This window comes from Streptomyces sp. NPDC001634, from assembly GCF_040298185.1.
Lineage (GTDB): Bacteria > Actinomycetota > Actinomycetes > Streptomycetales > Streptomycetaceae > Streptomyces.
Genome location: NZ_JBEOZU010000042.1, coordinates 15,953 through 40,593 on the forward strand (window position 1 = coordinate 15,953; position 24,641 = coordinate 40,593).

At 70.1% G+C, this 24,641-nt stretch carries 21 protein-coding genes and 4 pseudogenes; 19 read left to right on the top strand and 6 right to left on the bottom strand.

The window, feature by feature from the left end; translation table 11 throughout:
* The first annotated feature begins 3 nt into the window (after nt 1-3).
* Entirely contained in the window at nt 4-702 is a 699-nt protein-coding gene (locus ABT186_RS26325) for an alpha/beta fold hydrolase (protein WP_351237707.1), read from the top strand.
* An 8-nt stretch (nt 703-710) separates the two neighbouring features.
* Nucleotides 711-1,208 (top strand): annotated as a pseudogene (locus ABT186_RS26330) (carotenoid oxygenase family protein); the annotation flags it as partial.
* 420 nt (nt 1,209-1,628) lie between these two features.
* Here the strand turns inward: ABT186_RS26330 and ABT186_RS26335 are convergent.
* Complete coding sequence (locus ABT186_RS26335; protein ID WP_351237706.1) at nt 1,629-2,288, bottom strand: nuclear transport factor 2 family protein; 660 nt, start codon at nt 2,286-2,288, stop codon at nt 1,629-1,631.
* A 262-nt stretch (nt 2,289-2,550) separates the two neighbouring features.
* On the opposite strand from ABT186_RS26335, the gene ABT186_RS26340 reads away from it, so the two are divergent.
* The 12 genes from ABT186_RS26340 (at nt 2,551) to ABT186_RS26395 (ending at nt 12,810) form a co-directional block, all read left to right on the top strand.
* A complete protein-coding gene (locus tag ABT186_RS26340) occupies nt 2,551-3,183 on the top strand; it encodes a TetR/AcrR family transcriptional regulator (protein WP_351237705.1) in 633 nt (210 codons plus the stop codon).
* A gap of 60 nt (nt 3,184-3,243) precedes the next feature.
* Nucleotides 3,244-3,474: an amidohydrolase family protein gene (locus ABT186_RS26345; RefSeq protein WP_351237709.1), complete on the top strand. Its 231-nt coding sequence runs from the start codon at nt 3,244-3,246 to the stop codon at nt 3,472-3,474.
* A complete protein-coding gene (locus tag ABT186_RS26350) occupies nt 3,426-3,566 on the top strand; it encodes a hypothetical protein (RefSeq protein ID WP_351927119.1) in 141 nt (46 codons plus the stop codon). Before ABT186_RS26345 ends, ABT186_RS26350 begins: the two co-directional genes overlap by 49 nt.
* Before the next feature lie 253 nt (nt 3,567-3,819).
* Complete coding sequence (locus ABT186_RS26355; RefSeq protein ID WP_351237701.1) at nt 3,820-4,008, top strand: hypothetical protein; 189 nt, start codon at nt 3,820-3,822, stop codon at nt 4,006-4,008.
* 45 nt (nt 4,009-4,053) lie between these two features.
* A complete protein-coding gene (locus tag ABT186_RS26360; protein WP_351927121.1) occupies nt 4,054-4,221 on the top strand; it encodes a hypothetical protein in 168 nt (55 codons plus the stop codon).
* 64 nt (nt 4,222-4,285) lie between these two features.
* Complete coding sequence (locus ABT186_RS26365; protein WP_351927123.1) at nt 4,286-4,579, top strand: hypothetical protein; 294 nt, start codon at nt 4,286-4,288, stop codon at nt 4,577-4,579.
* A 208-nt stretch (nt 4,580-4,787) separates the two neighbouring features.
* Nucleotides 4,788-5,810, top strand: coding sequence for a LacI family DNA-binding transcriptional regulator (locus tag ABT186_RS26370; RefSeq protein WP_351927125.1), 1,023 nt, complete (start codon nt 4,788-4,790; stop codon nt 5,808-5,810).
* 148 nt (nt 5,811-5,958) lie between these two features.
* Nucleotides 5,959-7,200 carry a sugar ABC transporter substrate-binding protein gene (locus ABT186_RS26375; protein ID WP_351236787.1) on the top strand — a complete coding sequence of 414 codons (1,242 nt, stop codon included), beginning with the start codon at nt 5,959-5,961 and terminating at the stop codon, nt 7,198-7,200.
* Between the two features lie 21 nt (nt 7,201-7,221).
* Nucleotides 7,222-8,205, top strand: a complete 984-nt coding sequence (locus ABT186_RS26380; protein WP_351927127.1) for a carbohydrate ABC transporter permease — start codon at nt 7,222-7,224, stop codon at nt 8,203-8,205.
* Nucleotides 8,202-9,062, top strand: a complete 861-nt coding sequence (locus ABT186_RS26385) for a carbohydrate ABC transporter permease (RefSeq protein WP_351236783.1) — start codon at nt 8,202-8,204, stop codon at nt 9,060-9,062. The genes ABT186_RS26380 and ABT186_RS26385 overlap by 4 nt, the downstream gene beginning before the upstream one ends.
* 89 nt (nt 9,063-9,151) lie before the next feature.
* Nucleotides 9,152-10,888 (top strand): amylo-alpha-1,6-glucosidase, encoded by a 1,737-nt coding sequence (locus ABT186_RS26390; RefSeq protein WP_351927129.1) that lies wholly within the window; start codon nt 9,152-9,154, stop codon nt 10,886-10,888.
* Between the two features lie 65 nt (nt 10,889-10,953).
* A complete protein-coding gene (locus tag ABT186_RS26395; protein WP_351927131.1) occupies nt 10,954-12,810 on the top strand; it encodes an RICIN domain-containing protein in 1,857 nt (618 codons plus the stop codon).
* Between the two features lie 132 nt (nt 12,811-12,942).
* On the opposite strand, the gene ABT186_RS26400 is transcribed toward ABT186_RS26395, so the two are convergent.
* From ABT186_RS26400 to ABT186_RS26415, 4 genes and pseudogenes are all read right to left on the bottom strand, one after another.
* Nucleotides 12,943-13,980, bottom strand: coding sequence for a Gfo/Idh/MocA family protein (locus ABT186_RS26400; protein ID WP_351927133.1), 1,038 nt, complete (start codon nt 13,978-13,980; stop codon nt 12,943-12,945).
* Nucleotides 13,977-14,927 (bottom strand): annotated as a pseudogene (locus ABT186_RS26405) (Gfo/Idh/MocA family protein); the annotation flags it as partial. The pseudogene ABT186_RS26405 and the gene ABT186_RS26400, both read right to left, overlap by 4 nt.
* A pseudogene (locus ABT186_RS26410) lies at nt 14,927-15,085 on the bottom strand (short-chain dehydrogenase); the annotation flags it as partial. The pseudogenes ABT186_RS26405 and ABT186_RS26410, both read right to left, overlap by 1 nt.
* 24 nt (nt 15,086-15,109) lie before the next feature.
* Nucleotides 15,110-16,230, bottom strand: a pseudogene (locus ABT186_RS26415) (phytanoyl-CoA dioxygenase family protein); the annotation flags it as partial.
* Nucleotides 16,231-16,323: 93 nt separating this feature from the next.
* Between ABT186_RS26415 and ABT186_RS26420 the strand changes: the two are divergent.
* The 3 genes from ABT186_RS26420 to ABT186_RS26430 are packed head-to-tail and all read left to right on the top strand — an operon-like array spanning nt 16,324 to nt 21,077.
* Nucleotides 16,324-17,166, top strand: a complete 843-nt coding sequence (locus ABT186_RS26420) for an oxygenase MpaB family protein (RefSeq protein ID WP_351927135.1) — start codon at nt 16,324-16,326, stop codon at nt 17,164-17,166.
* 56 nt (nt 17,167-17,222) lie between these two features.
* Nucleotides 17,223-19,451 (top strand): serine/threonine-protein kinase, encoded by a 2,229-nt coding sequence (locus ABT186_RS26425; RefSeq protein WP_351927137.1) that lies wholly within the window; start codon nt 17,223-17,225, stop codon nt 19,449-19,451.
* 57 nt (nt 19,452-19,508) lie between these two features.
* The gene (locus tag ABT186_RS26430) at nt 19,509-21,077 is read left to right on the top strand and encodes a phytoene desaturase family protein (protein ID WP_351927139.1); all 1,569 of its coding nucleotides are present in this window, start codon (nt 19,509-19,511) and stop codon (nt 21,075-21,077) included.
* A 35-nt stretch (nt 21,078-21,112) separates the two neighbouring features.
* On the opposite strand, the gene ABT186_RS26435 is transcribed toward ABT186_RS26430, so the two are convergent.
* Complete coding sequence (locus ABT186_RS26435; RefSeq protein ID WP_351235549.1) at nt 21,113-21,766, bottom strand: DUF4232 domain-containing protein; 654 nt, start codon at nt 21,764-21,766, stop codon at nt 21,113-21,115.
* 187 nt (nt 21,767-21,953) lie between these two features.
* Between ABT186_RS26435 and ABT186_RS26440 the strand changes: the two genes are divergently transcribed.
* Nucleotides 21,954-23,063: a nitronate monooxygenase gene (locus tag ABT186_RS26440; RefSeq protein WP_351235551.1), complete on the top strand. Its 1,110-nt coding sequence runs from the start codon at nt 21,954-21,956 to the stop codon at nt 23,061-23,063.
* Entirely contained in the window at nt 23,060-24,610 is a 1,551-nt protein-coding gene (locus ABT186_RS26445) for an acyl-CoA synthetase (RefSeq protein WP_351235553.1), read from the top strand. The genes ABT186_RS26440 and ABT186_RS26445 overlap by 4 nt, the downstream gene beginning before the upstream one ends.
* Nucleotides 24,611-24,641: the final 31 nt, after the last annotated feature.

The window sequence follows — 24,641 nt, forward strand, 5'->3', positions numbered from 1 at the left end:
CACATGAGCACTGAAGCAAGGAACGTCGTCCTGGTCCACGGCGGGTTCGTCGACGGTTCGGGCTGGAAGGAGGTCTACGACCTGCTGACCGCCGACGGCTACACCGTCACCGTCGTGCAGAACCCCACCCTCTCCCTCGACGGCGACGTCGCCGCCACCAAGCTGATCCTCGACGCGCAGGACGGCCCGACCGTGCTGGTCGGGCACTCCTACGGCGGCGCGGTGATCTCCGAGGCGGGCAACCACGAGAAGGTGAGCGCGCTCGTGTACATCGCGGCGTTCGCGCCCGACAAGGACGAATCCGTCAACACCCTGATCGCCGACCCGCCGCCCGGCGCGCCCGTTCCGCCGATCCTGCCGCCCCGTGACGGCTTCCTCTTCCTGGACCGGGAGAAGTTCGCCGCGTCCTTCGCCGCCGACCTGCCCGCCGACGAGGCGCGGTTCCTGGCCGACTCCCAAGTGCCATGGGGCGTGGACGCGTTGGGCGGGACCGTCACCCGTCCCGCCTGGCGTGCCAAGCCGAGCTTCTACCTGGTCGCCACCGACGACCACATGATCCCGCCGCCGGCCCAGCGCGCCATGGCCGACCGGGCCGGGGCCACGGTGAACGAGACGAGCGCGAGCCACGCCGTGTACGTGTCCAAGCCCGCCGAGGTCGCCGCGCTGGTCAGGAAGGCCGCGTCGCCCGGAACGCGGGCATGACCGAGGGGATGTCCCTTCCTCGCCACCTCCGGGGCCGCTTCGCACCGGTCCCGGAGGAGCGCGAGGCGGCCGGTCTCACCGTGCGGGGTTCGCTGCCGCCCGAGCTCGATGGCCGCTACCTGCGCAACGGCCCCAACCCGCTGCCGGGCGAGGTCTCCGGTCACTGGTTCACTGGCCCGGGCATGCTGCACGGCATCCGGCTGCGCGGCGGGCGCGCCGAGTGGTACCGCAACCGCTGGGTGCGCACCAGGGAGTTGGAGGGGCATCCCTTCATCCGTGAGGACTTCACCATCGACCTGGCGGCGACGCCCGCCAATACGCACGTGATCCGGCACGCGGGCATGGTGCTGACCCTGTGCGAGGTGGGCCTGCCTTACTGGGTCACCGACACGCTGGAGACCGTGGGGCCGTACGACTTCAGCGGACGGCTGAGGACGGCGATGACCGCGCATCCCAAGGAGGACCCAGTCACGGGCGAACTGCACCTGTTCGGCACCGGGTTCGCTGTGAACGGTCGCGGGGCGGCCACTGGCCAGGCGTCACGACGAGCGTGACCACCTTTGCCGCCAAAGGAATCGACACCCAGGAGATCAGTCGGCTCTGGTCGCCGGAGCTGCTGGTCCAGCTCCGCATGGCAGTCGTCGTGGCGGCCTGCCGCAGTCCGGGATCCGGGGCCAGCAGTCTTGGTCCACTACCGCGATGGAGTGTGCCGCGTCACGCTGGTTCGATTCTCGTTACCCGCTCGATGGAGAAGGCCCGGGTCAGGGACCCGGGCCTTTTCGCTGTCCATGGTGATCAGTTGTCGCGTGCCAGATGTGCGCAAAAAGCGGGGTGTCGAGAGCGAAGAGCCCCACGTGCCGCGACAGTCGAGTGCGGCCGATGAGGGACGGCCGGTGGGGCCGGACCCGCGCCCTCCGGGGTACGGCTCAGTGCTTGTTGACCGCGGAGGCCCAGTCGATGTTCACGCCCATGTCGGCGTACATCTTCGTGTAGCCGACGAAGCAGTTGAACTTCTCGACCTTGCCATTGCGCAGGTACCAGAAGTCGGCGGTCGGCACGTCGACCTTCGCGCCGTTCGGCTTGACGGTGCCCGCCGGTGACTGCAGCGGCCCCTCGAACGTGCCCTGGATGGACAGTTCGATGCTGATCGTGTCACCGTTCACGGTGATGCGCTTGAGTTCACGGTGGACGTCGGGGAAGAGGCCGACCATGTAGCGCGGGACGTCACCGAGAGCTTTGCCGCGGTAGGCCGCGCCGGCAACCATGTCGTTGAAGACGCCGTCGTTGGCGAAGCTGTCGACGAACGCGTCCGGGTCCAGGCTGTTGCCCTCCGCCACGTGGTACGCGTTCAGCACGACCGCGAGATTGGCTATCTCGTGCCGGGTCAGGTGGCGGTTGGTGAGGGGCAGCGCCGACAGCTCGCGAGGACTCAGGGCCGCGGGGGCCTGAGTGCGACCGGCGGTGTGGACGTGCGCGGTGCCGGGGACGGGGCTCGCGGCCTGTGTCGGTGCGGCGGCGATGGCGAGACCGGCCAGGCTCGTGACCGCGGCCGTGGCGATGATCGTCTTCCATTCGAGCGACTTCATGTCGTGTTCCTCTGTGTCGGTTCTCCGGATCCGGGATCCGTCGAGACGGGTTCGCGCCGCTGCGGCGCCTCTTAAATCAAACGCTCGCTTGACTTTATGGATGGGTCGGCAGACATGTCAAGCGAATGATTGATTTACTTGCTTGGTGGCGCCTATCGCGCGCCTAGAGGGGTCCCGGCCTGGCGTTCCGCGGTCGTCGGCGAGCCCCCGGGGGTGATCGGCTGCTTGACAGTAAAATCAAGCAGCTGTTTGAGTTCTCTTCATGGTGACAGAACGGACAGACCAGCGCCGTGAGGCCGGCCAGCGGACACGGGACGGCCTGCTGGCTGCCGCGCAGGAGTTGCTCGCGCAACGTGGCCAGGAGGGCGTGAGCCTTCGCGAGATCACCGACCGAGCCGGAGCCAACGTCTCTGCGGTGAGCTACCACTTCGGGTCACTGAAGGCGCTGTGCGACTCGGCGATCGAGAACGCGCTGGAGCGGTACCTCGACGCGCAGATCGACGAGGTCGCCTCGCTCGGCACCGCGTCCGGTGTCGAGGATGTGGCCGCGGCGTTCGCCGGGCCGATGATGCGTGCGCTGGCGGTCGGCGGACGGGATCTGGCGGTCATGCGGACGGTGGCTCGCGTCGGGATCGACCCCCCTGAGGGCTGGGGCCGGCTGACGGCGAAGTTTCAGCAGTCCCGCCGGGATGTTGTCAGGCACCTCTCGGCGAAGATTCCCGGCGTCGACGAGCGGGAGTGGAACTTCCGCATCAGGTGCGCGGCCGGCCTGCTGAACTGGCTCGTGTTGGCGCCCATAGGAACCGAACTGGCCGATGAGCCCCCGGAGCAGATCGAACGGTGGCTGGTCCCCGTGTTGGCCGGAGCACTCAGCGGCTCCCCGAACGTCGGCTGAACCGGGCTGATACAGCCGGCTTGGACGTGAGGGTCGACTGCCCTTGGCGCGCAACCCCGGATCGACGCCGCGCAGTCGTGCGGACTCGACGCCCGAACCGGCAGCGTCACGCCCGGCAAGGACGCCGACCTCATCCTTCTGCGCGCCAACGACCTGACCGTCTTCCCGGTCACCGACCCGGCCGCCACCATCGTCAGCGCCGGCCATCCCGGCCTGGCGGATACCGTTCTCGTCCTGGCCGCGTGGTCCAACGCGACTGGGTACTCGTGGACGTGGACCTGGCGGCGCTGAAGACCCGACTGCTCGAATCACGCAAGAGGATCGCGGCGGCCGCCGACATTCCACTCGACGGCACATTGCGCCCACGGCCGGAATCGAAGTAAGAGCACTGAAGGCGCGCACACGGTACGGCGAGCCCGGACACATCAGGTGAGGAAAAAGTGCCTGGACTCCAGGGGCCTGAGTCTGGTTGCTTGTGGGCATGGGCGGCCGGGCTCCTACTGCTCCGGCGAGCGGGCGTGGTGACAGGCCGCCTGGCCACGCCGCGCTTGGCAAGGCTGCGAAAGACGACTGCGATCGGGGAACGGTCGGCGGGTAGTCGAAGAACAGCCACAGAGGTGACTACAGAAACACACCGTGTCGACCTGGGGGATCTGGCCGGTGACGGGCGCCCCATGCGTGGCCGTCCTCGACGAGAACGACCAGAGCGGAGGGCGTACCCGTCCCGTACGGGGCGGCGGCCTGACCCTCAAGACCGGCGCCATGTCCGTCTACCGCGGTGCCCGCGCGGAGAAGCCGGCAGTCGAAATTTTCATCCGCAGCTGATCCACCTGCGCCGCCAGTGTGTGGAAGTCGCCACGAAGGGATCCTGTGCCGACCCATGAGCAGGCGACGGGCCGCCTACCGTCCGCATCGGCGCCGAAGTCCTCGGACGGACCGCCGCCCGAGGACTTCGGCGCCGCCCGAGGGCCCCTCGGAATCGACACGGAGGGGCTGGCGCCGGTGCCCGGCCGGGTCATGGTGCGCGAGTCGGCGTGACCGCTGGGCAGCACGCTGCCCAGAACCCCCCGGCCGAGCCCTCGCTCCGGGGCATACCTGTTTCGTGATGTCGCCGCTCTGCGCCGCCCGGCCCGCCCGCATCCATCCGATCCACACGCCGCTCGACGCGGCCACCACCACCGGAATCGTCGGCAGGGCGCCGGCCGGCGGGGTGAACTGGTTCGACACCGCCGAGATGTATGGCGGGGCGGTTGTGGTCATACGCTCGTGCGCCTGGCGGCGTCATGCTGAGGACTCCGTGGGTTCTGCACTGCTCGGACACTGTGCAACGGGATCGAACCGGTTCGACTCGCTGGAGGAAGCTAGCACCGGCGAAATCCCCCGGCAACACCCCTGACGCGAGAATGCGGGTCGGTCCGTCCAGAACTTCAGGATCGCCAAAGGAAGCGGCGGGGCAGTTGACAGCTGTCCCGCTTCTTCCTAACTTCACTTCACGCGAACCGGTTCGATGACCGGCCGGTCGCTCTCCTCCTCACCCCAGCACCCATCGCAACCGGACGTTCACCACACACAGGAATCGAACCGGTTCGAGCAAGGAGTTCCACGTGAACATCGGTGAGATCGCCCGGCGGGCCGGTGTCTCGCGGAGCACCGTGTCCTATGCACTGAGCGGCAAGCGTCCGGTGTCGGACGAGACACGCCGGAAGATCCAGCAGGTCATCGACGAGCTGGGCTATCGGCCCAACGCCAGCGCACGCGCCCTGGCCAACGGCCGGACCAGCACGATCGGCCTGGTCTTTCCGCCGGCCGGCAACCATTACACCGGGATGCAGCTGGACTTCATCGGCAGTGTGGTGGAGGCCGCCGCGGCCCACGACTACGACGTGCTGCTGTCACCGAGCGGTGTGGACAGCGACCGTTCGTTCCAGCGGCTGCTGGGGGAGCGGCGGGTCGACGGCGCCATTCTCATGGAGATCAGGCTGGAGGACGACCGGGTCGATCACCTGGCCGCTCTGGACTTTCCCTCCGTCGCCATCGGCCGCACCGCCCATCCGGAGGGCGGCTGGTGGGTCGGGCTGGACCACACCGCGCTCGCGGAGGCGTGCGTCCATCACCTCGCGGACCTCGGCCACCGCAGGATCGCCTTCGTCAATCGGCCCGAAGACCTCCTGCGGGCCGGATACGAGTCCGCACACCGGGGACTGGACGGATTCACCAAGGCCGCGGCCGAGCGCGGGCTGACGGCGCGGACGTACTGCTGCGGGGACGATGCCGCCTCGGGCCAGGAGTGCCTTGAGCGGATCCTGCACGACGAACCGGCCACCACGGCGCTGGTCACACTGAACGAGGCCGCCCTGGGCGGCCTCTACCGAGGGCTCGCCCAGGCGGGCCGCCATGTGCCGCGCGACTTCTCCGTCACGGGGGTCGTGGCCGGCCGCTGGGCGGAGACGGTGACCCCGCAACTCACCGCGGCGGACGTACCGGCGGAGGAGATGGGCCGGCGCGCCGTCGACCTGCTCATCGAGCGGCTCGACCATCCCGACACGCCTGCCCGGCACCACCTGCTCGCACCGCCGATCTCGCTGCGGGCCAGCACCGGGCCCGCCACCGACAGGCCGTCCGCCTGAGCCCCGGACTCCTGACTCCACATCACCGCTCCCTGTTCCCTCACACCCTTCCCGAGTACGCCATCTCCTCACCGTTGCCGATCGGCGTGCCCGGTCTCCCCGCGTCACCCCTCCACGGCACCCGTGTGCCAAGAACGAAGGACCCGCCATGCACAGCTCCTCCAGACGGCTCCTTGCCGCCGTGGCCGTGTCAACCGTCGTCGCCGTCGTCGGCACCGCCTGCTCCTCCGGTTCGGGCAGCACCGGCGCCAAGGGTGCGGACAGCGGCACGTACACCATCTGGGACCCGTACCCGCAGTTCGACAGGGGCTCGGCCTGGGCGAAACTGCTGGATCAGTGCGGCACCAAGGCCGGAGTGAAGATCAAGCGGACCGGCTTCGACACCAGCGACCTGGGCAACAAGACGCTGCTCGCCGCACAGCAGGGCAACTCGCCGGACGTCCTCATCGTCGACAACCCGGTGGTGTCGACCCTGGCCGAGGCGGGCGTGCTCACCACGACCGACGACAACAAGCTGGACACCTCGAAGGTGGATCCCAACCTGCTCGCGGCCGGTCAGTCGGGCGGCAAGACCTACGGCACGCCCATCGGCGCCAACACCCTCGCCCTCTACTACAACAAGAAGGTGCTGAAGGAGGCCGGGGTGGACATAGCCTCGGTCAAGGACTGGAAGTCTCTGACGGCGGCGCTGGAGAAGGTCAAGAAGGCGGGCAAGAAGGGCATCACATTCTCGGCGATCGGCACGGAGGAGGGAAGTTTCCAGTTCCTGCCGTGGTTCTGGGGCGCGGGCGCCAAGCTCACCCAACTCGATGCGTCCCAGGGCGTGTCCGCCCTGTCGCTGTGGAAGGACTGGCTGAAGGAGGGCTACGCCCCGAACTCGGTGCTCAACAACACCCAGACCACCAGCTGGCAGGAGTTCGCAAGCGGCGAGTACGCGTTCAGCGAGAATGGCACCTGGCAGCTTGCCAATGCCAAGAAGGCAGGCTTCGACTACGGGGTGTTGCCCATCCCCGGCGCCGAGGGGGGCAAGGCCGCGGCCCCGACGGGCGGTGAGTTCGTCACCATCCCGGTTCAGAGCGACACCGGCCGCTACGCCACCTCCCAGAAGCTGGCGACCTGTCTGACCAGCACCCAGAATCTGTACGACACCGACACCACCCTCTCCTACGTGGCACCCACCAGCGAGGTCCAGGACAAGCAGGTGGCGGCGAACGCCCAGCTGAAGCCCTGGGTCGACGCGGTCAAGGCGGCCAAGGGGCGCACCAGCGACAACCTGGGCACCAAGTACCCCAAGATCTCCGAACAGATGTGGAAGGCCGTCCAGTCCGCCCTCAGCGGGTCCAAGTCGCCCAAGGACGCCATGGCCGCGGCCCAGTCCGCCACCAGGTAACCAGGATCCCCCGGACCGCAGATGAACCACACCACACAGCTGCCGGACCACCGGGCCGCCCGTGTCAGGAACGCGGCGGCCACCGCCGCCCCGCCCCCGGTCCGCGGCAGCAATCGCAGCCGGCCCGCCTCCACCCAGTGGGCCGCCTGGGGATTCCTCGCCCCGGTGACCCTCTACCTCGTCCTCTTCTACGCCTATCCGCTCTACCGCAACATCGACCTCAGCCTGCGCAACTACACCGTCCGCTCCTTCGTCCAGGGCAACGCGCCCTTCACGGGCCTGAAGAACTACCGAACCATCTTCGACGACCCGGCCTTCGCTCCGGCCCTGCTCCACACCGTGGTCTTCACCGCGGTGTGCCTGGTCTTCCAGTACGCCATCGGCCTGGCCCTCGCGGTCTTCTTCAACCAGCACTTCCGGCTGTCGGCCACGCTGCGTGCCCTGTTCCTGGTGCCCTGGCTGCTGCCGCTGATCGTGTCGGCCTCCACCTGGTCGTGGATGCTCAACAGCGAGTCGGGAGTCGTCAACGCTGCCCTGCATGTCATCGGCATCGGGCCGGTGAACTGGCTGACCTCGCCGTCGTGGTCGCTGACCTCGGTGATCATCGCGAACATCTGGATCGGCGTCCCGTTCAACCTGGTGGTGCTCTACAGCGGGCTGCAGTCCATACCCGCGAGCCTCTACGAGGCGGCGGCTCTGGACGGGGCGAACGCCTGGCAGCGTTTCTGGCGCATCACCTTCCCGCTGCTGCGCCCGGTGTCCGCGATCACGCTGCTACTCGGCCTGGTCTACACGCTCAAGGTCTTCGACATCATCTGGATCATGACCAAGGGCGGCCCGGCGGACTCGTCCACCACGTTCGCCACCTGGTCCTACCGTCTCGGCTTCGGCAACCTCCTGCCCGCCTTCGGCCCGGGCGCGGCCGTCGGCAACCTGCTCGTCGTCGCGGCCCTGATCCTCGGTCTGATCCATGTGAAGGCACAGCGAAAGCAGGCCACCTCATGACCACCGCGACCACATCCATCGCCGCCCCGGCCCGACCGCGCCGGCGGCGGCCCACCTGGTGGAAGACGGCTACCGGCCTCGCGCTCACGGCGGTCATGCTCTTCCCGGTCTACTGGATGTTCAACGTCTCACTCACCCGTGACCAGGACATGCGCAAGAGCCCGCCGGACCTGCTGCCGATCCACGGCACCCTGGCCGGCTACCGCGCCGTCCTCGACGAGCAGTTACCCTACCTCGGCACCAGCCTCGTCATCGGCCTGGGCACCGTCGTCCTGACGGTCGCCCTCGCGGCACCCGCCGGCTATGCCCTCGCCAAGCTGCGCCCGCGAGGCGGCGGCATCCTGAGCTTCATCCTGCTGGCCGCCCAGATGATCCCCGGCATCATCATGGCGATGGGCTTCTACGCCATCTACCTCAGCCTCGGCCTGCTCCAGTCCGTCCCCGGGCTCATCGTGGCCGACTCCACCCTGGCTGTCCCCTTCGGCGTACTCATCTTCACCGCGTTCATGTCCGGCATCCCCGGCGAACTGCTCCAAGCGGCGAAGACCGACGGCGCCGGGCCGCTGCGCACCTTCTGGTCGATCGTCCTGCCGATGAGCCGCAACGCCGTCGTCACGGTCTCCCTGTTCGCCTTCCTGTGGTCCTGGTCCGACTTCGTCTTCGCCAGCACCCTCGCGGGCGGCGGCGCCCACGAGCCGATCACCCTCGGCATCTACCACTACATCGGCAACAACAACCAGCAGTGGAACGCCATCATGGCCACGGCCGTCGTGGCCTCGCTGCCGGCCGCGGTGATCCTCGTCCTCGCCCAGCGCTACGTCGCCGCCGGCGTGACCGCCGGTGCCGTCAAGGACTGAGCCTCTCCCCATCCCCACGCCCCGGCACGACCGATCTGTCCGCGCCTCGGTCGGCCACTGCCTCCTGCTCAAGAAACGAGTCACCCTTCATGACCGCCGCCCGACCCGGCCCGGCCTTCTCCGTCCATGACATTCCGTTCAGTACCCACGGATCCTGGTTCGACATCTCGCCCGTGGTGGCCGAGAAGACGTACGCCGAGGACCTCCACCTCGTCTCGCACCAGAACGGCATGCACGCCGTCCTGCGCCTGATCCCCCTGGACACGGCGACAGGCGACCGGACCGAGGCCCGCGTCGAAGCGACACCGGGCCTGCTCAGCTGGATCGGCGCGGGCGGGCGCGTCGACCTCGCCTTCGAGTCGCCGGACACGGTACGCCTGCGGGGGAGCGGACTGGGCATGCGCGTCTCCGCGGCCGCGCAGGCCCTGACCCCGTTCAGCGGGACGTACTTCTTCCGCGATCCGGCAGCGGACGCGCACGTGTTCACGTCGTACGAGACCGGACACCGTTACCGCGTCACCGTGCTGTCCGGCACCGTCGCCGAAACGGCCGGAGCCCAGGCGCTGGGCAGCGGCGACCGCGGTCTCGCCGTGACCGCCGCGGCGGACGGGACCTGGGAGATGGCGATCGAGGAACTCGACACCTCTCGTCCGCCGTACGCGTCCTCGGCGCGCTTCGACGAGATCGTGGAGGCCGCGAAGAGAGGCTTCAGGGACTTCGTCGACGCCGTGGCCCCATGGCGCTCGTCCGCCACCCCGGCTGCCGAACTCGCCGCCTACGTCGTCTGGTCGGCGACCGTACGTCCCACGGGCCTGGTCACCCGACCTGCCGTGCTGATGTCCAAGCACTGGATGGACAAAGTCTGGAGCTGGGACCACTGCTTCAACGCCCTTGCCCTGGCCCCCGGTTGCCCCGAACTGGCCCTGGACCAGTTCGCCCTGCCCTTCGACCACCAGGACGACAGCGGCGCCCTGCCCGACTCGGTCACGCACTCCGAGGTCCTCTACAACTTCGTCAAACCTCCCATCCACGGCTGGGCCTTCAGCCACCTGCGCCGCCGCCTGCCGACCCCTCCTGGCGAGGCCGAACTGGCAGAGGTGTACGGCCGGTTGGAGCGCTGGACCGACTTCTGGCTCACCGCACGACGCACCCCCGGCGCCGAACTGGCCCACTACCAGCACGGCAACGACAGCGGCTGGGACAACGCCACCACTTTCGACCCCGAGCGCGTGGTCGTCACCGCCGACCTGGCCGCCTTCCTCGTCCTCCAACTGCGCGAACTCGCCGAGTTGGCGACCGAGTTGGGCAGGCAGGACGAGGCGCACCGGTGGACGCGGGCGGCCGAGGATACCCAGACGGCACTGCTGGAGCAGCTCTGGACCGGGGACAGATTCGTCGCCCAAGGCGTCGCCAGCGGGGACATCTGGAGCAGCTCAAGCCTCCTCGACCTGATGCCCATCGTGCTGGGCGAGCACCTGCCCGGGGAGGTCGGCAGCGCGCTGGCCGACCACATCAAGGCCCATCTGACGCCGTACGGCCTGGCCACCGAACTGACCACCTCCCCGCACTACCTCGCGGACGGCTACTGGCGGGGCCCGATCTGGGCCCCGGCCACCGTCCTCGTCGAGGACGGCCTGCGTCGCGCCGGCCACCACCGGCTGGCGGACGACATCAGCGCCCGCTTCCGCGCCCTGTGCGAAACCCACGGCTTCGCCGAGAACTTCGACGCCCTCGACGGAACGGGCCTGCGTGACCGCGCCTACACCTGGACCGCCAGCAGCTATCTCCTGCTGGCCGAAGCACACGCACACCGAGACGGCCGCTGACCGGCTGCCTCCCCCATAGCCCCCGGACCGTCCGGGCCCCGCCACACTCATGTAGGAGCCGCACCATGAAATCGCCCCGAATACACCCCAGCCCCACCACCCGCACCGGACGCCGAACGGTTCCGTCCGTCGCCGTACTGCTGACCGCACTGGCCGCGACGACCCTGGTGCCCGCAGCCCCGTCACAGGCCGCCGACACCGGCGTCACCATCGACTTCGCCACCGCCGGAGGCGCGCCCACCTACCGCGCCTCCGGCATGATCTACGGGATGACACCGAACGGCTCGCTGCCGCAGGACCACTTCTTCAAGGACATAAAGTGGCACTTCATGCGGGCCGGCGGCGCGCAGCTCAACAGCGGCGGCTACGGCACCAGCCTCGCCGACTACCAGACCCGCTGGAACGCCACCCTCGCCCAGTACAAGCGCACCGCCTCCCTCGGCGGCACCTTCGTCATCCTGCCGCACGACCTGTGGGGCGCGGACAGCACCACCAGCCAGGGCTGGCCCGGCGACAACGGTGACTGGACGCAGTTCGACAACTTCGTCACGCAGCTCATCAACGACGTCAAAGCCAACAACATGACCGTCGAATGGGACCTGTGGAACGAGCCCGACGGCAGGGGCTTCTGGGCTCCCTCGCAGAGCCAGTACCTGCAGATGTGGTCGCGCTTCTACGCCCGGGTGCGGGCGGCCTTCCCGGGTCAGCTCATAGTCGGCCCCAGCATGGCGGGCCAGCCGACCTCCTCCAACACCTGGTGGACCACCTACCTCAACTACGTCAAGGCCAACAACGTCGCCCCCGACATCTACAGCTGGCACGACGAACCCGCCGATCCCGTCCCGGGCGTCGCCAGCGCCAACTCCACGCTCGCCGCGGCAGGCCTGACCAACACCCGCCCGTACCAGATCAACGAGTACGCGGCGCTCTCCCAGCAGAACCCCGGCGGCGGCGCCTGGTTCATCGGCCGCCTGGAGCGCGCCGGCGCCGACGGCCTGCGCGGCAACTGGGCCTCCGGCACGAACCTGCACGACTACGAGGCCAACCTGCTCACCAAGAACAGCTCCGGCCAGTACCTGCCGCTGGGCGAGTGGTTCATGTACCGCTACTACGGCTCGCAGACCGGCAACATCGTCAACTACATCCCCGGCACCAACACCGACGGCCTGGCCACCAAGGACAACACCGCCAAGAACGCCAAGATCCTGCTCGGCAGCAACGGCAACACCGGCAATGTCACCGTCAACCTCACCGGTCTCAACACCACATCGGTGGTCGAGAACGGCACGGTCCGCGCCGTCGTCCAGCGCCTCCCGTACAACGGCGGCGCCGCGGTGGCCGGGCCCGAAACGATCTCCGACACCACCCTGACCGTCAGCAACAACGCGGCCTCGGTCAGCATCCCCTGGAGCAACGCCAAGGACGGCTACACCGTCACCCTGCTCCCGCCCTCCAACACCACCATCTCCACCGTGGCGGTCAGCGAGAACAGCGGCCAGTGCCTGGACGACACCAACCTGAGCATCGCCAACGGCACCCAGTACCAGCAGTACCACTGCGAGGGCGGCTACCAGCAGATGCTCGACCTCAAGCCGGTGGCGGGCAAGACCAACACCTACACCGTCGTCAACGAGCTCAGCGGCAAGTGCCTCGACGTCTCCGGCGCCTCCACCGCCGACGGCGCCGCCGTCATCCAGTACACCTGCAACGGCCAGACAAACCAGCAGTTCACGCTCAACCCCGTCACGGCGCTCAGCAACCACCAGGACTACCAGCTGGTCGCCGTGCACAGCGGCAAATGCGTCGACGTCAGCGACGTCTCGACCACGGCCGGCGCGAAGATCCACCAGTGGACGTGCGACCCCGCGAGCGCGCTGAGCACCAAGAAGAACCAGATCTGGCGTCTGACCGGCAAGAGCTGAGACCCGGTAGCTCTCCAGATCTCCCGGCCCGCGCGGCCGTCCGGCATCACTGCCGCACAGCCGCGCGTGTTTCGGTAGCCGTCATACGTCGCAGGCGTTCGCCTCCGCAACCGCGCCGCAGTAGCGGCCGCTTCAGCTGCGCGGCCGGGGCGCGAACCCGGCCTTCTCGTAGCACTCGTCGATGATCCGCATCGTCGCCAGCGCGTCCTCCGCGTCGAGCGGCAGTGGTGCGCCGTCCCGGAGATGAGCCGCGAACGCCTCGAGCTGGTAGGTGTACGAGGACCTGCGGCCCAGCTCCTCCGTGCGCTCGCCCGACTGTGTCCGCACCACGACCCGGTCGTCCTGGTGCGGCAGCACGAAGTCGAGCGCTGTGGCCTCGCCCCGGGTGCCGACCACCCGGCAGGTGGCCTGCCAGGTGTCGTGCACCATCGAAGAGCGCATGGAGCCTGTGGCGCCGCCGGGGAAGGCGAGTTCGGCATCCAGCCATGCGTCGACGCCGGGCGCCCCGGCCCTCCCCCGGGCTCCGTCCGGGGGGACCCCCATCTCCCTGCGCTCGCCGCCGCGCGCCGAGACGACCTCGGGCCGGCCCCCGGCCCACGGGGCGAGCATCCGCTGGGCGTGCAGACCGTAGCAACCCAGGTCCATGAGGGCGCCGCCCGCCAGCGGGAGCGACCAGCGCACGTCGTCGTCCGGCGGGGCGGGCATGGCCACCACGGTCTCCACATGCCGCAGCTCGCCCAGTTCGCCGGAGGCCAGCAGTTCGTGCAGCCGCCGGGTGACCGGGTGGAAGAGGTAGTGGAAGGCCTCCATGAAGACCGTGCCCGCCTTGACTGCCGCGTCGCGCACCTCGGCGGCCTCCTCGGCGTTGCTCGCCGACGGCTTCTCACTGATCACATGCTTGCCCGCGTCCAGCGCGGTCAGGTTCCACGGGCCGTGCAGCCCGTTCGCGAGCGGGTTGTAGACGACCTCGACCTCGGGGTCGGCGACGAGATCGGCGTACGAGCCCACGACCCGCTCCACGCCATGGGCGTCGGCGAACGCCTGTGCCCGGTCCCGGTCGCGGGCGGCCACCGCCACCAGCCGGTGGCCGCCCGCTCGGGCCGGGGAGACGAGAGACAGTTGGCTGATCCGGGCCGCGCCCAGGACCCCGATGCGCAGGGGTTCGCTCATCCCTCGAGTACCTCCTCCAGGCCCTGTCGGACCTCGTCCATCCGCACCGGCCGGTGCTCCGCCAGCGACAGCGTGCAGGCTTCCGCGATCAGGCTCGCCTCGATGGCATCGGCCACCGTACAGGGCGAGGACGTGCGCCTCGCCACTACCTCGGTGAACGCGGTCAGTTCGGCGCGGTAGGCGTCCGCGAAGCGATCCATGAAGAAGTGGTGCGGGGCACCGGCCGGGAAGGTGGCGCCCGGCTCGACGGACCGCAGCGGCAGCTTGTCCTCCAGACCCACGGCGATGCTGTCCTTCATGCCGTGCAGCTCCAGACGCACGTCGTAACCCCGCGCGTTGTGCCGGGAGTTGGAGACCAGCGCGATGGTTCCGTCGTCCAGGGTGAGGATCGCCGAGGCGGTGTCGACGTCGCCCGCGGCCGCGATGTACTCGGCGCCGCGGTTGCCGCCGGCCGCGTACGCCTCGGTGACCTCCCGCCCGGTCACCCAGCGCACGATGTCGAAGTCGTGCACGGAGCAGTCACGGAAGATGCCGCCGGCGACGGCAACGTACGCCTCCGGCGGCGGCGCCGGGTCCAGTGTGGTGGACCGTACGGTGTGCAGCTTGCCGAGTTCGTCGCTCAGGACCGCCTTGCGGGCGGCGACACAACCGGCGTCGAAGTGCCGGTTGTAACCGATGTGCACCTCGATGCCGCTGTCCTGAACCGCGCGCAGCACGGTCAGACTCTCCTCGACGGTCTTCGCCACCGGCTTCTCGCAGAAGACGGGGACGCCCGCCTCGACGGCGGCGAGGATCAGCGTGGGGTGCGCGTCCGTGGCGGCGGCGATCACGACGCCGTCGACGCCGGCGGCGAACAGTGCCTCGGGTGAGCCGACCGCCGTCGCCCCGAAGCGCTCCGCCGCCGAGGCGGTGGCCGCGGCCACGGGGTCGCTGACCACCAGGGAGTCTGCCCGCCGTGGGCCGAGGAGGTGATGATGTTGACGATGGTGCCGGGCGCGCCCCGGTCCACCATGTTCCGCACGGCCGCGTGCATCGCGAAGAACGGCGCCGTCAGATTGATCGCGACGTGTTCGTCGAACAGCTCCGGCGTGGTGGCGAGCAGCGAAGTGCCATGAGTGCGAGCTTCCCTTCAGATGCGACGGCGCTCGGCGCCGGCCCGCAGTTCCTGGCGCAGCCGCTCCGGGCTCCAGTCCTCGGACACGGCCCGCCACACGGTGTCCGCCTGGGACGGCGGGGGGCCGGCCCGTCGACCGGCGGGTCCAGATCCAGATTGGTGGGGAAGGGGTACCCCTCGGCGCAGGCGGCGACCACCCGGCGCAGCCAGTCCTCGGCCGCCCCCTCCGTCTTGCGCCGCAGCAGCACCGGGTAGACCGCGTTCGACACCGTCTCGCGGTCCACCGTCTCCATGGCGCGGCCGAAGGCGGAGGAGATCTGCAGCAGGTTCGCCATGCGCCCGATGTCCGCGGACCTGTTGTGCCCGGCGGCATGGAAGAGCGCGGGGTTGAAGAAGACCGCGTCGCCCTTCTCCAGGGGCAGCTGGACGTGGTGCTCGTCGAAGTACTCGATGAATTCCGGCCGTCGCCAGGCCAGGTAGCCGGGCTCGTACTTCTGCGAGTGCGGCAGATACAGCGTCGGTCCGGACTCCACCGGCATGTCGCAGTGCGCCACCGCGCCCTGGAGGGTGAGCACGGGGGAGAGCCGGTGGACATGGGCCGGGTAGCGGGCCGCCTGTTCCTGGCCCAGGAACCCGAGGTGGTAGTCACGGTGCACGCTCTGCGCCGCGCCGCCCGGGTTGACCTGGTTGATCTGCGAGGTGAACTGGTAGCCGGGGCCCAGCCAGGCCTCGGCGATCAGCGCCAGCATGTCGTTCCCGTAGTACTCGGCGAACGTCTCCGGGGCGCGTACGGCCATCTTGTCGAGCGCGTTCCACACCCGGTCGTTGGCGCCGGGCTTCGCGAAGTGGTCCCCGCGGGCGGTGCCGGCCGCCCGCTCCTCCGCCGCCGACATCCTGCGCCCGGTGGCCTCGATCAGCGCGCGGAACGCGGCACTGGCGCGGTCGACCACGTCGAGGTCGGCAAACGCCCGCCTGAGCACCACGATGCCGGGCCCGTCCAGCAGGGCACGCACCCACTCGGTCTGCACCTGCCGCGGCTCGGAGGCCCGCAGCCGGTCGCTGTCGTACAGGAGGACGTTCTGCTCGACCCCCTCGGCGAGCGGATGGTCGCCGGGATCGGTGTGCCGGTCGATCAGGGAGCCGATTCAGGTGGTCACACCGTTCAACATGCCGTCGGAGGTCGTTGCGGAGGCTTGATGGGGCGAACCGGGGACGGTCACACTGACGAGATGGACGCGGATCCGGGGTTCTTCGGGCCCTCCTCGGTGACCTGGCAGATGCACGGCGACCCCATGATGTGGGTCGCCGGCATCCGTGCCCTCTACCTGCAGGCCCTGCATCCGCCGACGGTGCGCGGCGTCCTGCAGAACTCCGACTTCCGGCGGGACGCCTGGGGCCGGCTGATGCGCACCGCCAACTTCGTCGGGACGACGACGTACGGCACCACCGAGGCCGCGGAGCGGGCGGGCGCCCGGGTGCGGAAGATCCACAGCATGCTTGGGGCGACCGACCCGGACACGGGGGAGCGGTACGGGATCGACGAGCCGGAGCTGCTGCTGTGGGTGCACTGCGCCGAGATCGACTCCTACCTCCACGTCCTGCGCCGCTCGGGCTTCCGGCTCACCGACGCGCAGGCCGACCGGTACATCCGGGAAAACCGGGTCGGCGCGGAGCTCGTGGGGCTCGATGCGGAGCAAGTCCCGGGTGATCAGACCGAGTTGGCCGCGTACTTCGAGAAGGTGCGGCCCGAACTGGCCGCCGGACCCGAGGCACGTGAGGTGGACGACTTCCTGCGCCGCCCGCCGGTCCCCCCCTTGCTTCTCCCGGCGCGCGACCTGCTGTGGCGGCGCGTGGCGAACCTGGCGTACGCCGCCCTGCCCCCGTACGCCCACGAGTTGTACGGCAGGCCCGCCCCGCGGCCCGCCGCGGTGACCCAGCGGCTGCGCCTCACCGGAACCCTGCTGCGCTGCATTCCCGCACGTCTGCGCTGGCAACTCCCGCCCAAACACATCCTCCGGGCCATGGCCAGACTCGGTCCCGGCGCGCGCCCCGCACCGTACAAAGTCGGCTGATAACTCGCCATACTGGACGTGCCGGGGGAGGGGCGGGACGGGGGCGATCGTAGGCGATGGGGGACTTCAGGCTGATCCAGGGCCGGTACCGGCTGCTCGATCTGATCGGGCGCGGCGGGATGGGCGAGGTGTGGCGCGCGCGGGACGATTCCCTGGGCAGACAGGTCGCCGTGAAATGCCTCAAACCGCTGGGACCGCACGACGACCGGTCGTTCACCGGGGTCCTGCGGGAGCGGTTCCGCCGCGAGGCGCGCGTGGCCGCCGCCCTCCAGCACCGCGGGGTGACCGTCGTACACGACTTCGGAGAGTCCGACGGAGTGCTCTACCTCGTGATGGAGCTGCTGGAGGGACGCAACCTCAGCCAGCTCCTGGAGGACAACAAGCACCATCCGCTGCCGGTCACCGACGTCGTCGACATCGCCGACCAGGTTGCCGCGGCCCTCGCCTACACGCACCAGCGGGGCATCGTGCACCGCGACCTGAAGCCCGCCAACATCATGCGGACCGGCGACGGCACGGTGAAGATCTGCGACTTCGGCATCGCCCGCCTCGGCCACGACATCGGCTTCACGGCGCGTCTGACCGGCACCGGCATCGCGATGGGCACCCCGCACTACATGTCCCCGGAGCAGATCGGCGGCGACCCCGTCGACCAGCGCAGCGACCTGTACTCGCTGGGGTGCGTGCTGTACGAGATCGCCACTGGTGTCCCGCCGTTCGACCGCAACGACGCATGGGCGATCCTGATCGGGCACCGCGACACCCCGCCGGAACCGCCCCGCAGCCACCGGAGCGACCTTCCCGAGTACCTCGAGCGGATCATCCTGGACCTGCTGGCGAAGCGCCCCGAGGAGCGTCCGGACGACGCACGCGAGCTGATCCGGCGGATCGGCGCGGCCCGCACCCGGTCCGCTTACGTGCCCACGATGGTGGCGCCCGCGCCCACCGCCCGGCAGCCGTCCCGCGAACCCCGGCTGCCGTCCTGGACCCGCGGAATGACCACCGGCCACAAGGCGGCCGGCACCGGACTGCGTGCCACCCCGCCCGACGGCTCCGCCGGTCTCACCGGAGAGTGGATCGCCCGCCCCACCACGGGCCGCCCGTTCCAGCCCGTACGCGCCGAACGGCCCACCCCGCCACCGGAGGCGGTCGGCACCCTGGCGGGCCGGCACAACGCGGGACTGAGCCTGGGGCGGCTGGGCCGCTGGACCGAGGCCGGCGAGGTGCACCGCGCGGTCGCCGCGGAACGCGAGCATCTCCTCGGCCCGGACCACCCGGACACCCTCGCCAGCCACTACGAGGTCGGCTTCACGCTCAGCCGCACCGGCCGCCCCGCCGACGCCCTGCGCGCGTACACACACGTCGCGCGCGCCCGGGAGCGCGTACTCGGCCCCGACCACCCCGACACCCTGGCCGCCCGTCAGGAAATGGCCTACGTGCTGGGCCAGTTGGGCCGTCACTTCGACGCGCATCAGGTGTACACGTCGGTGCTGGCGGCCCGGGAGCGCACCATGGGACCCGAGCATCCCGACACCCTGCGCTGTCGTCACAACCTCGCCTTCAGCCTCAGCCGGCTGGGGCGCCTGGAGGACTCGTACCGAATGGCCCACGAAGTGGCCGAGGCCCGCGCTCGGGTGCTCGGTGCCACGCACCCCGACACGCTCGTCACTCGGTACGAAGTCGCCTACGCGCTGGGACAGCTGGGCCGCTGGCCCGAGGCACTGGAGACATACCGCGAGGTGGCCGAGGAACGCGCCCGGGCGCTCGGCCCGGATCATCCGGACACCCTGGCGGCCCGCTACGAGGTCGGGATCAGCCTCGGCCGGCTGGGACGCACCGCGCAGGCCCTCACGCTCTACCGCGAACTGGTCGACGACCGCACACGTGTCCACGGCCCGGCGCACCCCGAAACCCTCCGCGCCCGCCATGGCCTCGGCGTCAACCTGGGCCGCCTCGGCCGCTGGGAGGAGGCCCTCGCCGAGTCCCGCGACGTGTGCGCCCTCCGCGAGCGCGTCCTGGGCCCGGACCACCCCGACACCCTGGTCAGCCGCCGCGAGGTCGCCGTCGGCCTCGGCTGGCTCGGCCGCTGGGCCGACGCGCTCACGGAGTACCGCCAGGTCGCCGCCGCCCGCGAGCGCGTCCTGGGCCCCGGCCACCCCGACACCCTCGCCAGCCGCAACGACGAGGCCCACTGCCTGGAACAGCTGGGCCGCGGCCAGGAGGCGGTGGAGCTGTACCGGAGGGTGGCTGCGTTACGCCGGCAGCAGGCGGCTGGCGGCCCCTGAGTCACCGACGTGCGCCGATCTCTGGCCGGTCCGGATCTTCGCATGTTACGAAGAAGCATGCCTGCACACGAGGGATACGACGCAGTGATCGTCGGTGGTGGCCACAACGGGCTGGTCGCCGCCGCTTATCTCGCCCGGGCCGGGCGCTCCGTGCTGGTCCTGGAGCGGCTGGACCACACCGGGGGTGCCGCCGTGTCCACGCGGCCCTTCGCCGGGGTCGACGCACGGCTGTCGAGGTACTCGTACCTGGTCAGCCTGCTGCCCCGGAAGATCGTACGGGACCTGGAGCTGGACTTCCGGGTGCGGGCGCGCACCGTGTCCTCGTACACCCCGGTCGAGCGCGACGGGCGCCCCACCGGGCTGCTCGTCGGCGGCGGAGAGCGGCGGACGCGGGAGGCGTTCGCCCGGCTCACCGGATCGGACCGCGAGTACGAGGCCTGGCAGCGCTTCTACGCGATGACCGGGCACGTCGCCCAGCGGGTGTTCCCCACGCTCACCGAGCCCCTGCCCACCCGGGACGAGCTGCGCCGCCGCATCGACCACGAGGAGGCGTGGCGGGCCTTGTTCGAGGAGCCGATCGGCGCCGCCGTCGAGGCGAACTTCGCCGACGACCTGGTCCGGGGCGTCGTCCTCACCGACGCGCTCATCGGCACCTTCGCGGACGCCCACGACGCCTCACTACGGCAGAACCGCTGTTTCCTGTACCACGTCATCGGCGGCGGCACGGGTGCCTGGGACGTCCCGGTCGGTGGCATGGGCGCGCTCACCGACGCGCTGGCGGCGGCCGCGCGCGCGGCCGGCGCGGTGATCGCCACCGGGCGCGAGGCGGTACGGATCGAGACCGACGGGCGCGCCGCCGAGGTCACCTACCGCAGCGTGGACGGCGACGGTACCGTTTCCGCCCGCCATGTCCTGGTGAGTGCCTCGCCGCAGGAGCTGGCCCGGCTCACGGGCGACACCCCGCCCGCCCCGGCCGAGGGCGCCCAGCTCAAGGTGAACATGCTGCTCACCCGGCTGCCCGCGCTGCGCGACACCGCCGTCGATCCGCGCGAGGCCTTCTCCGGGACCTTCCACATCGCCGAGGGCTATGAGCAGCTGGCCACCGCGTACGCCCAGGCCGCCGCCTGTGCGCTGCCCACCGCGCCGCCTTCCGAGATCTACTGCCATTCGCTCACCGACCCGACCATCCTGGGCCCGGACCTCGTCGAGCAGGGCTACCAGACCCTCACCCTCTTCGGCCTGCACACACCCGCGCGGCTCTTCGAGCGTGACAACGACGGCGTACGGGAGGAGCTGCTGAAGTCGACGCTGGCGCAGCTGGACGCCCATCTCGCCGAGCCCGTGGAGAACTGCCTGGCCAAGGACGCGGAGGGGCGCCCCTGCATCGAGGCGAGGACCCCGCTCGACCTGGAGCGGGATCTGCGGCTGCCCGGCGGCAACATCTTTCACCGCGATCTGGCCTGGCCGTACGCCCAGGAGGGCACAGGCCGCTGGGGTGTGGAGACCCGCCACGCGAACGTCCTGCTGTGCGGCTCGGGCGCGGCACGTGGCGGCGGGGTCAGCGGGGTGCCGGGGCACAACGCGGCGATGGTGGTGCTGGAGGACCTCGGCGATCCGGTGAGTTGACGAAGGGCTCCGCGTCGGTCTGTCGACCGCACCGCCTACCGCAGCCGAGGTGCGCCCATGTGCATGGTCATCCCGCACACCGCAGCACGCACATGACGGCCGTGAGCGTCGGTCATCAGCACGAAGGTGCCGTAGTCGGTGGGTGCGGGGTGCGGGGCCCGCACCTCGATGCGGGGGTTGTTGTAGGCCGGTATGAAGCAGCCCCCGTGACGGGAGGCGGAAGCCTCGTAGAAGAGCGGGTAGTCGACGGCGTGGCGGGGCTTCAGCACCAGCCGGACCGGTGTGGTCGTCTTCGGCTTCGACGTTACCGACGGCCCCTTGCCCACGTGGACGTTGAGCTCCGGATAGCCGTCGAGGGCGCAGGGTGTGGTGCCGTTGTTGGTCGCGCGCAGCAGGGCCGTCGGCTTGGTGCCCGGCTTGTCGGGGAGGTGTGTCAGCCTCCACCGCAGCTGCGGGGTTCCGCACCCGGCAACTCGTGGGGTGTCTGCCGAGGCCGAGGGGGACGACTCGGTCGTCCGTGACGGCCCGGCGGTCGGTGCGGTCGTCCGTGTCGGCCCGGCGGTCGGCACGGTCGTCCGTGACGACCTGGTGGCCGGCTGTGTGGCAGCGCGGTCTTCCCCGCGACAGGCCGCGGCGGTCAGAACCACCGTCAGGCCGATCGCGAAGGCTGCTGCTGTCCGCCGTGCCATAGAACCTTCCCCCGGTGAAGCCGGTCCTGCGGAAGCCGGGTGGCGCCGCTCCTGACCTTCCCCACAGAAAGATGCAAGCGCCCACGAAAAGGTTCCCCGGAGTGCATGCAGAGGTCAGGTCCGGGAAATCTGACGGAGTATCAGAAATAGTCTTCCCTCCTCCCGGCCGCTGCGGCATCCTGCGCCCATGCAGACGGAGCTGAGCAAGAAACTGGGAGTCGAGCACGCCCTCTTCGGCTTCACGCCGTTTCCCGCCGTCGCCGCGGCCATCAGCCGGGCCGGCGGTTTCGGCGTGCTCGGCGCGGTCCGCTACACCGCCCCCGACGACCTCAAGCGCGATCTCGACTGGGTCGATGCGCACGTCGACGGGGGGCCCTACGGCCTGGACGTCGTCATGCCCGCGAAGAAGGTCGAAGGCGTGACCGAGGCCGACGTCGAGGCGATGATCCCGGAGGGGCACCGGGAGTTCATCAAGGACACCCTGGCGAAGTACGGGGTGCCGGAACTCGCCGAGGGAGAGGCGTCCGGATGGCGTATCACCGGCTGGATGGAGCAGGTCGCCCGCTCCCAGCTGGACGTCGCCTTCGACTACCCGATCAAACTGCTGGCCAACGCACTCGGCTCCCCACCCCCCGATGTCGTCCGGCGCGCACACGACCGGGGCGTCCTGGTCGCCGCGCTCGCCGGGAGCGCCCGGCACGCGCGCAAGCACAAGGAGGCGGGCATCGACATCGTCGTCGCCCAGGGGTACGAGGCCGGCGGCCACACCGGTGAGATCGCCTCCATGGTGCTGACCCCCGATGTCGTTGATGCCGTCGACCCGTTGCCCGTACTGGCCGCCGGCGGCATCGGCAGCGGGCAGCAGGTGGCCGCGGCCCTCGCGCTCGGCGCGCAGGGCGTCTGGCTCGGCTCGATCTGGCTGACCACGACGGAGGCCGAACTTCCCTCGCCCGCGCTCGTGCGGAAGCTGCTCGCCGCCGGATCGGGCGACACCGTCCGCTCCCGGGCACTGACCGGCAAGCCGGCCCGGCAGCTGCGGACCGAGTGGACCGACGCCTGGGACGACCCGAACGGACCGGACGCACTCCCCATGCCCCTGCAGGGGCTCCTGGTCGCCGACGCGATCACACGCATCCAGAAGTACGAGGTGGAGCCGCTGCTCGGCACGCCCGTCGGCCAGATCGTCGGCCGTATGAACAGCGAACGCAGCGTCCAGGCCGTCGTCGACGACCTCACCCGAGGCTTCGAGAAGGCCGTCGACCGCATCAGCCGGATCGCCGGAAGGAGCCGGCAGTGAGCCAGGCCGCCAACGGTTTCTGGGCCCAGTCCGGGGCAGACCCCGAGCGCACCGTCCTCATCGCCCCCGACGGGGAGGAGTGGACCGCCGGACGGCTGCTCGGCGCGGCCAACCAGCTGGTGCACGGACTGCGTGCCGCGGGACTGGAACGCGGGGACTCCTTCGCCGTCGTACTGCCCAATGGAGTCGAGTTCATCACTGCGTACCTCGCTGCCACCCAGGCCGGCCTCTACCTCGTCCCCGTCAACCACCACCTCGTCGGACCCGAGATCGCCTGGATCGTCTCCGACTCCGGCGCCAAGGTGCTCATCGCGCACGAGCGGTTCGCGGACGCGGCACGGAACGCCGCCGACGAGGCGAAGCTGCCGGCCGCGGGGCGGTACGCCGTCGGAGCGGTCGAGGGGTTCCGGCAGTACGCCGAACTCCTCGACGGACAGCCCGAGTCGGCACCCGACGGGCGCACCCTCGGCTGGGTCATGAACTACACCTCGGGCACCACGGGCCGCCCTCGCGGCATCCGCCGCCCGCTGCCCGGCAAGCTGCCGGAGGAGGCGTACCTCGGCGGCTTCCTCGCCATCTTCGGCATCAAGCCGTACGACGACAACGTGCACCTCGTCTGCTCGCCGCTGTACCACACGGCGGTGCTCCAGTTCGCGGGCGCGTCCCTGCACATCGGGCACCGGCTGGTCCTGATGGACAAGTGGACGCCCGAGGAGATGCTCCGCCTGATCGACGCCCACAAGTGCACGCACACGCACATGGTCCCGACCCAGTTCCACCGCCTCCTCGCCCTTCCCGACGAGGTGCGCACGCGCTACGACGTCTCCTCCATGCGCCACGCCATCCATGGCGCCGCCCCCTGCCCCGACCATGTGAAGCGGGCGATGATCGAGTGGTGGGGCGAGAGCGTGGAGGAGTACTACGCGGCCAGCGAGGGCGGCGGTGCCTTCGCGACCGCGGAGGACTGGCTGAAGAAGCCGGGAACGGTGGGCAAGGCCTGGCCCATCAGCGAGCTCGCGGTCTTCGACGACGACGGCAACCGGCTGCCGCCCGGCGAACTCGGCACCGTCTACATGAAGATGAGCACCGGGGGCTTCTCGTACCACAAGGACGAGGCCAAGACGAGGAAGAACCGTATCGGCGACTTCTTCACCGTCGGTGATCTCGGCTGTCTCGACGAGGACGGCTATCTCTTCCTGCGCGACCGCAAGATCGACCTCATCATCTCGGGCGGAGTCAACATCTACCCGGCCGAGATCGAGGCGGCGCTGCTCACCCACCCCGCCGTCGCCGACGCGGCCGCCTTCGGGATCCCGCACGACGACTGGGGCGAGGAGGTGAAGGCGGTCGTCGAGCCCGCCCCCGGCCACGAGCCCGGCCCGGCGCTCGCCGCGGACATCCTCGACCACTGCGCACGGCAGCTCGCCGGGTACAAGCGGCCCAGGAGCGTCGACTTCATCGTGACGATGCCGCGCGACCCGAACGGCAAGCTCTACAAACGACGGCTGCGCGACCCGTACTGGGAGGGGCGTACCCGGCCTGTGTGACCGCTGCTTGACCTCCTTCGCGTGCCCCGGC